Source organism: Kitasatospora putterlickiae, assembly GCF_039527695.1.
Taxonomy (GTDB): domain Bacteria; phylum Actinomycetota; class Actinomycetes; order Streptomycetales; family Streptomycetaceae; genus Kitasatospora; species Kitasatospora putterlickiae.
Genome location: NZ_BAAAKJ010000166.1, coordinates 339 through 6,841 on the forward strand (window position 1 = coordinate 339; position 6,503 = coordinate 6,841).

A 6,503-nucleotide genomic window follows, 5' to 3' on the forward strand; every position below is an offset into this window, starting at 1 on the left:
CGGCCGGCCTCGGCGGCTGCCTCTCCCGCTTCACCCTCCTCGCCGGCGCGGTCACCGACGCCGGACCGGCCGTCGAGGCCCTCGGCGCGGCCCTGCTGCTGATCTCCGTCGCCCTGTTCATCTTCGTCTCCGTCGCCCTCCCGCTCTGGCTGCCCGAGGGCCGGTTGCCCGGCGGACCGGGCCGCGCGTACGTCGCCGCCGTCGCCCTGTGGAGCGTCGTGCACGCGTGCACCGTCCGCCTCAGCGGCCCGCTGCCCTACCACGGGGACGTCCTGGTGCCGCCCGGGCACGGCCTGCCGCTGGGCGAATGGCACGCCACCCTGGTCGCCTGGGGCCTGGTCGCCACCAGCCTCGCCGTCGCCGCCGTCCGCTGGCGGCGCTCCGCCCGCCCGCACCGCAGCGTCACCGCCGTCCTGCTGCCCTACCTCGTCTGGCTGATCACCACCAACATCGCGCTGCGGCTCGGCAGCGCGGAGAGCGTCGCGGCGGTCGTCTACTTCGCCGGCTCCGCGCTGTGGATGCTCGGCGCGGTCGGCTACGCCTTCACCCGCGACCGCTCCCGCTACCTCGACCGGGCGACCCGCCGGATGCTCAGCGTCCTCGCCCTCACCGCCCTGCTGATCGCCGGCTACCTCGGCATCGCGCTGCTGCTGCGCCGCGCCCTGCCCCAGGCCAGCAGCGCCCCCGCGCAACTGCTCGCCGCCGGGGCGCTGGCCATCGGCGGACTGCTCGGACCCACCACCCGGTGGGTGGTACGGGCCGTCGACCGCTTCTACTACGGCGACCGGGCCCGCCCCTACCAGGTGGTGCGGGAGCTCGCCGAGCGGCTGAGCCGCGCCGTCAGCCCGGCCGACGCGCCGCCCCTGCTCTGCGAAACCGTGGTGAACGCCCTCGGCCTGCCCGGTGCCCGGGTCGTCCTGCACACCCGGACCGGACCGCACGAACTCGCCGCCGTCGGCGATGTCGGGCCCGCCGGCCGGGTGTTCCCGCTCAGCTACGAGGGCGCCGTCATCGGCGACCTGTACGCGCCGCCGCGCACCGGGCAGCCCGAACTGGACGCCCAGGACCACGAGGTGCTGCGCTTCCTCGCGGACCAGGCCGCGCCCGCGATCGCCTCGCTGCGCATGTACGAGGAACTGCAGCACGGGCGGCGGCAGGTCGTGCTCGCCCGCGAGGAGGAACGCCGGCGGCTGCGGCACGACCTGCACGACGGCCTCGGGCCCACCCTCTCGGGCCTGCGACTCGGCGTCGACACCGCGAGGGCCGCCGTCCCCGAGGACTCCCCGGCGGCCCGCTCGCTGCGCACCGTGTCGGCCGGGATCGGGCAGGCGATCGACGAACTGCGCCGGATCACCGAGGGGCTGGCGCCCGCCGCGCTGGCGGGGGAGGGGCTCGCGGTGGCGCTGCGACGGCTGGTCGCGGAGCTGGACGGGGCGCGGACGCGGATCTCGCTGGTGCTGGACCCGGACCCGCCGCCCGCGCTGCCGGCCGCCGTCGAGGTGGCGGCGCTGCGGATCAGCGGCGAGGCGCTGCACAACGTGCTGCGCCACTCGGGGGCCGGCCGGGCCCGGCTGACGCTGCGGGTGCGGCCGGAGGCGGTGGTGCTGGAGGTCTGGGACGACGGCTGCGGCTTCCGGCGCGGGTCGGCGCGGCCCGCCGGCTCGGGGGTCGGGCTGCGCTCGATGGCCGAGCGGGCCGAGGAACTGGGCGGCCGGTTCGAGACGGGCGACCACGACGGCGGGGCCGTCGTCCGGGCCGTGCTGCCCCGCACTCCCGAGCAGTCGCCCGGCGAGGGCTGACTGACGGCTGACGGAAATCAGCTGACGGATAACAGATGACAGCTGACAGATAGCGGATAACGGATTTCAGACTTTGTCAGCCGTCAGCCGACCCGCCGCCCCTTGACGGACTCCCGCCTACGCCCAATCATCATGGTCGCGTCAACTTTTCGGCGCGGCCGGCGGCCCCACACCCCCTCAACATCCCTCCGCCGCCCGTGAAGTGGCGCGCTTCCGTTCTGCCCCACCGGATACCGGAGCCCCCATTGACCGAGCGCGCCCCGCGGCGATCCCGCCTGCGCCGATCCGCCCTGTCCGCCGCTGCCGCCGTCACCCTCGCGGCCGCCTTCCTCGCCCCCGCCGCCTCCGCGGCGCCCGCGGCGAACCCGGCCCCCGCCGCACCGGCGGTCGCCGCAGCCCCCGACATCCCGGTCGCCAACGTCAAGGCGCACCTGGCCCAGCTCCAGTCGATAGCCACCGCCAACGGCGGCAACCGGGCGCACGGGCGCACCGGCTACAAGGCCTCGATCGACTACGTGAAGAGCAAGCTGGACGCGGCCGGCTACACCACCACGCTGAAGACCTTCAGCTACAACGGCTCGACCGGCTACAACCTCATCGCCGACTGGCCCGGCGGCGATACCTCGCACGTCATCATGGCCGGCGCCCACCTCGACTCCGTCACCGGCGGCCCGGGCATCAACGACAACGGCTCCGGCTCGGCCGGCGTCCTGGAGACCGCCCTCGCCGTCTCGCGGGCCGGCCTGCAGCCCGCCAAGCACATCCGGTTCGGCTGGTGGGGCGCCGAGGAGTACGGCATGATCGGCTCCCAGAACTACGTCAACGGCCTTGGCGCCACCGAGCGTTCGAAGATCGAGACGTACCTCAACTTCGACATGATCGGCTCGCCCAACCCCGGCTACTTCACCTACCGCTACGACAGCGCGCTCGACGCCCTGTTCCGCAACTACTTCGCCGGCCTCGGCATCAGCACCGAGCAGGACTTCGAGGGCGACGGCCGCTCCGACCACGCCCCGTTCCAGAACGCCGGCATCCGCGTCGGCGGCCTGTTCAGCGGCGCCGACTACACCAAGACCAGCGCCCAGGCCGCGAAGTGGGGCGGAACGGCGGGCCAGCCCTTCGACCGCTGCTACCACTCCTCCTGCGACACCACCGCCAACATCAACGACACCGCGCTGGACCGGATGAGCGACGCCATCGCCCACGCCGTCTGGAACCTGGCCGCCGGCTCCACCACCCCGCCCACCGGCACCGTCTTCGAGAACACCGCCGATGTCCAGATCCCCGACTACGGATCGGCCGTGACCTCCGACCTCGCCGTCACCGGCCGCACCGGCAACGCCCCGGCGGCGCTCCAGGTCGGCGTGGACATCAAGCACACCTATCGCGGCGACCTCGTCATCGACCTGGTCGCGCCGAACGGCACCAGCTTCCGTCTCAAGTCGTCCAGCAGCGACTCCGGGGCGAACGTGCAGACCACGTACACCGTGAACGCCTCCGCCGTGCCGGCCAACGGCACCTGGAAGCTCAAGGTCCAGGACGTGGGCCCGCAGGACACCGGCTACATCGACAGCTGGAAGCTCACCTTCTGATCCTCCCCGGGGGTGCCGGTCCACCGGCCGGCACCCCCGGAAGGCCTCCTACGGGGCCATCTCGTACGCGCCCGACAGCGCCTCGACCATGCCCCACACCTTCGCCGCCCGCGTGCCGTCCGCGACCGGGCGGCGCACGTGCGCCAGCGCCCACGCCGCCTGGGCCTCGCTGGTGGACGCCTTGCCGTGCAGTTCGGTGGCGTGCGCGGAGAAGTCCCGCACCAGCGCGTCGAAGACCTGGTCGAGCAGGTCCGCGTCCAGCCCGGTGAGCGCCGCCTGCTCCAGCACCAGCTGCCCGTAGACGATCAGCGCGAAGAGCTGGCCGATCTCCAGCAGGAAGTCCAGGTCCGCCTGCTGCTCCGCGCCCGGCGCGTGGTTGAGGAGCAACTCACAGAAGCCGTCGGCCTGTTCGCGGAACCGGGCGACGTTCGGCAGGTGTCCGTGCGCGTCGTAGGCGGCCCGCCAGTCGTGGAAGCGGATCGCGCCCAGGCCGCGGGCCGGGCCCTGGCGGAACAGGAACGCGTCGTCGGCGGCGTCCCGCCGGGTCGGCACCGGGGCGTAGTCGGCCGGGTCGAACAGGTAGTTGCCCATGAACTTGAGGATCAGCGCCAGGTTGACGTGGACGGTGCCCTCCAGCTTCGGCAGGCCGCGGATGTCCTTGGCGGCCTTGTCGAAGTAGGTGTCCGCCTCGAAGCCCTTGGCCGCGATGACGTCCCACATGAGGTCGATGACCTTCTCGCCCTCGGTGGTGACCTTCATCTTGGTCATCGGGTTGAAGAGCAGGTAGCGGCGGTCCTCGGGGGAGGCGGTGCGGAAGTAGTCCACCGAGCGCGCGGCGAACAGCTTCATCGCCACCAGGCGCGCGTAGGCGTCGGTCAGCTCCCGGCGCACGTGCGGGAAGTCGGTGACCCGCTTGCCGTAGAGCACCCGGTTGTGGGCGTGCGTCACGGCCTCGTACATCGCGTGCTCGCAGATGCCGACGGAGGCGGTGCACAGGTTGAACTTGCCGACGTTGACGGTGTTCAGGGCGGCGTCGAAGGCGGCCTTGCCGGTGTGCAGGACGTCCTCGGCGCGGACCGGGTACTCCTCCAGCCGGAACTCGCTGACGTACATCTGGGCGTTGACCACGTTCTTCACCAGGTGGTACGCCTCGTGGCGGCTGTCGGCGGCGAAGAAGACGTAGCCCTCCGGACCCTCGACGTCCGAGCGGCGGCCGAACACCGAGACCAGGCCGGCGACGTTGCCGTTGCCGATGTAGTACTTGGAGCCGGTGGCGGTGAAGCCGCCCTCGCCGTCCGGGGTGAGGATCATGTCGGTCGAGTAGATGTCGGCGCCGTGGCCGCGCTCGGAGAGGCCGAACGCCATCACGTGACCCTCCGTCAGGAGGCGGGCGGCGCGCGCCCGTACGGCCTCGTTCCCGCTCTGCCACACCGGCCCCAGGCCCAGGATGGTGACCTGCCAGGTGTACCAGTAGCCGAGGCCGTAGAAGCCGAGGATCTCGTTCAGCTCGGCGATCCGGGCGGTGTCCCAGCGCTTGGCCGGGTCGGCGGCGGACGGCGTCAGGAACTCGGCGAACAGGCCTTCCTTCGCGGCGAATTCGAGGAAGTCGGCGTACCAGGCGCGGTCGATGTAGGTGTCGATCAGCGCCTTCTTGCCGCGCGCTTCGAACCAGTCCACGGTCGCGCGCAGCAGCCGGCGGGTCGGCTCGTCGAACTGCGCGGGGTCGTAGGTGAGCGGGTTGAAGAGCATCGCGGGCTCCCGGGGGTCGAGGGTGAGGGTGAAGGGGAGGCGGCCGGAGAGCGGGTTCAGCGGCCCTCGGCGAGTTCGCGCAGGGTGGCGAGCACGTCGTCGAGCCAGGCGATCGTCATCCGCTCGTACTCGATGCCGCCGCGCAGCACCACGTGCTGGAGCCGCTGTCCGGCGTCGAGCGTGCCCGGCGTCCCGGCGTCCGGGAAGTCGCGCCGTTCGCCGAGCAGGTAGCGGGCGAGCAGGGCCGCGTGGCCCTCCCGGTGGCGCTCGACCTCGGGGATCAGCGCGGCCGGGTCGTCGAAGGCGGCCGCCCGGATCCGGACGGCCAACTCGTGCCGGACGGTCTCCGGTTCGACGGGCTCGCGCAGCCAGGCGGCGAGCGCGTCGCGCCCGGGCTGGGCCGCCGAGTAGACCTTCTTGTCCGGCCGGCCGTCCTGGGCGACCTCCTCGGCGCGCACCCAGCCGTCCGCCTCCATCCGCCGCAGCACCCGGTAGATCTGCTGGTGGGTGGCGGTCCAGAAGCGGCCGATGGACCGGTCGAAGCGCCGGGCCAGTTCGTAGCCGGAGCCGGGCCGTTCCAGCAGCGAGACGAGGATCGCGTGCTCCAGTGCCATGACCGGCATCCTGCTATGCAACGAATTGCATAGGCAAGGGCGGCGGGCGGCGGTGAGACGGAGGTCACCCAGTGGTGCGGGCCGGGCGCGGAAGGGTAGCCGCCCTGGTCAAAAGGTGCAAAACGGGTGAAGGGCGCCAGAATGGTACTGGGCTAGCGCCCGTCCATGTTCCGACCCTAGGAGGTGGTATCGGTGTCTACCCAAGCGCCGATGGGCATGGAGCACCATCCGGACATCGTCGAACTCCGGGAGCACTACGAGCGGGTCACCCTGACCCCGCGGGCCCAGGCCATCGAGGCCCTGGCTGTCCTGGCCGGTCTGTTCCTGGCGGCCTCGCCGTGGATCGTCGGCTTCACCGCGTTCAGCACGCTCACCGTGACCTGTCTGATCGTCGGCATCGCCTACAGCGTGCTGATGGCCGGCTACGGCTCGGCGTACGAGCGCACCCACGCACGGGCATGGGCCGCCACCCTGCTCGGCGCGTGGACGATCGTCTCCCCGTGGGTCGTCTCTGGTGAGGTCGACCGCGGCAAGAACATCGTCACCTGCCTGATCGCGGGCGGCGTGATGTGCCTGCTGGGGATCGCCGCCATCTCGATGGCCACCATGACGTCGAACGGGGCGTCGATGCGGCGCGGCCGGGCCGGCCGGGCCAGGGGCTGACACACCGGGGCTGAGACGCCGGGGCCGACGGTCACCGGAAGCCCGACACCCGGGGCGCGGAGGGCGCCGGCGCCCTCCGCGCCCCG

Annotated in this window: 5 protein-coding genes; 3 read left to right on the forward strand and 2 right to left on the reverse strand. The window is 72.5% G+C overall.

Annotated elements, in window-relative coordinates:
• Both ABD308_RS17170 and ABD308_RS17175 read left to right on the forward strand, forming a co-directional pair.
• The coding region (locus ABD308_RS17170; protein WP_344335241.1) for a sensor histidine kinase at positions 1 to 1,799 on the forward strand (1,799 nt) is incomplete at its 5' end.
• Between the two features lie 290 nt (positions 1,800 to 2,089).
• Positions 2,090 to 3,391, forward strand: a complete 1,302-nt coding sequence (locus ABD308_RS17175) for a M28 family metallopeptidase (RefSeq protein ID WP_344335284.1) — start codon at positions 2,090 to 2,092, stop codon at positions 3,389 to 3,391.
• 48 nt (positions 3,392 to 3,439) lie between these two features.
• Here ABD308_RS17175 and ABD308_RS17180 read toward each other — a convergent pair whose 3' ends face one another.
• On the reverse strand, positions 3,440 to 5,140 hold the full coding sequence (locus ABD308_RS17180) for an acyl-CoA dehydrogenase family protein (protein WP_344335244.1): 1,701 nt from the start codon (positions 5,138 to 5,140) through the stop codon (positions 3,440 to 3,442).
• A gap of 56 nt (positions 5,141 to 5,196) precedes the next feature.
• A complete protein-coding gene (locus tag ABD308_RS17185; protein ID WP_344335245.1) occupies positions 5,197 to 5,754 on the reverse strand; it encodes a PadR family transcriptional regulator in 558 nt (185 codons plus the stop codon).
• 192 nt (positions 5,755 to 5,946) lie between these two features.
• Here ABD308_RS17185 and ABD308_RS17190 point away from each other — a divergent pair, with 192 nt between their 5' ends.
• On the forward strand, positions 5,947 to 6,417 hold the full coding sequence (locus tag ABD308_RS17190) for an SPW repeat protein (RefSeq protein ID WP_344335247.1): 471 nt from the start codon (positions 5,947 to 5,949) through the stop codon (positions 6,415 to 6,417).
• Positions 6,418 to 6,503 lie beyond the last annotated feature (86 nt).

What these genes read in the sequence shown, in the direction of transcription:
- ABD308_RS17180 (WP_344335244.1), bottom strand. Translation starts at nt 5,140, where the DNA reads ATGCTCTTCAACCCGCTCACCTACGACCCCGCGCAGTTCGACGAGCCG.
- ABD308_RS17185 (WP_344335245.1), bottom strand. Translation starts at nt 5,754, where the DNA reads ATGGCACTGGAGCACGCGATCCTCGTCTCGCTGCTGGAACGGCCCGGC.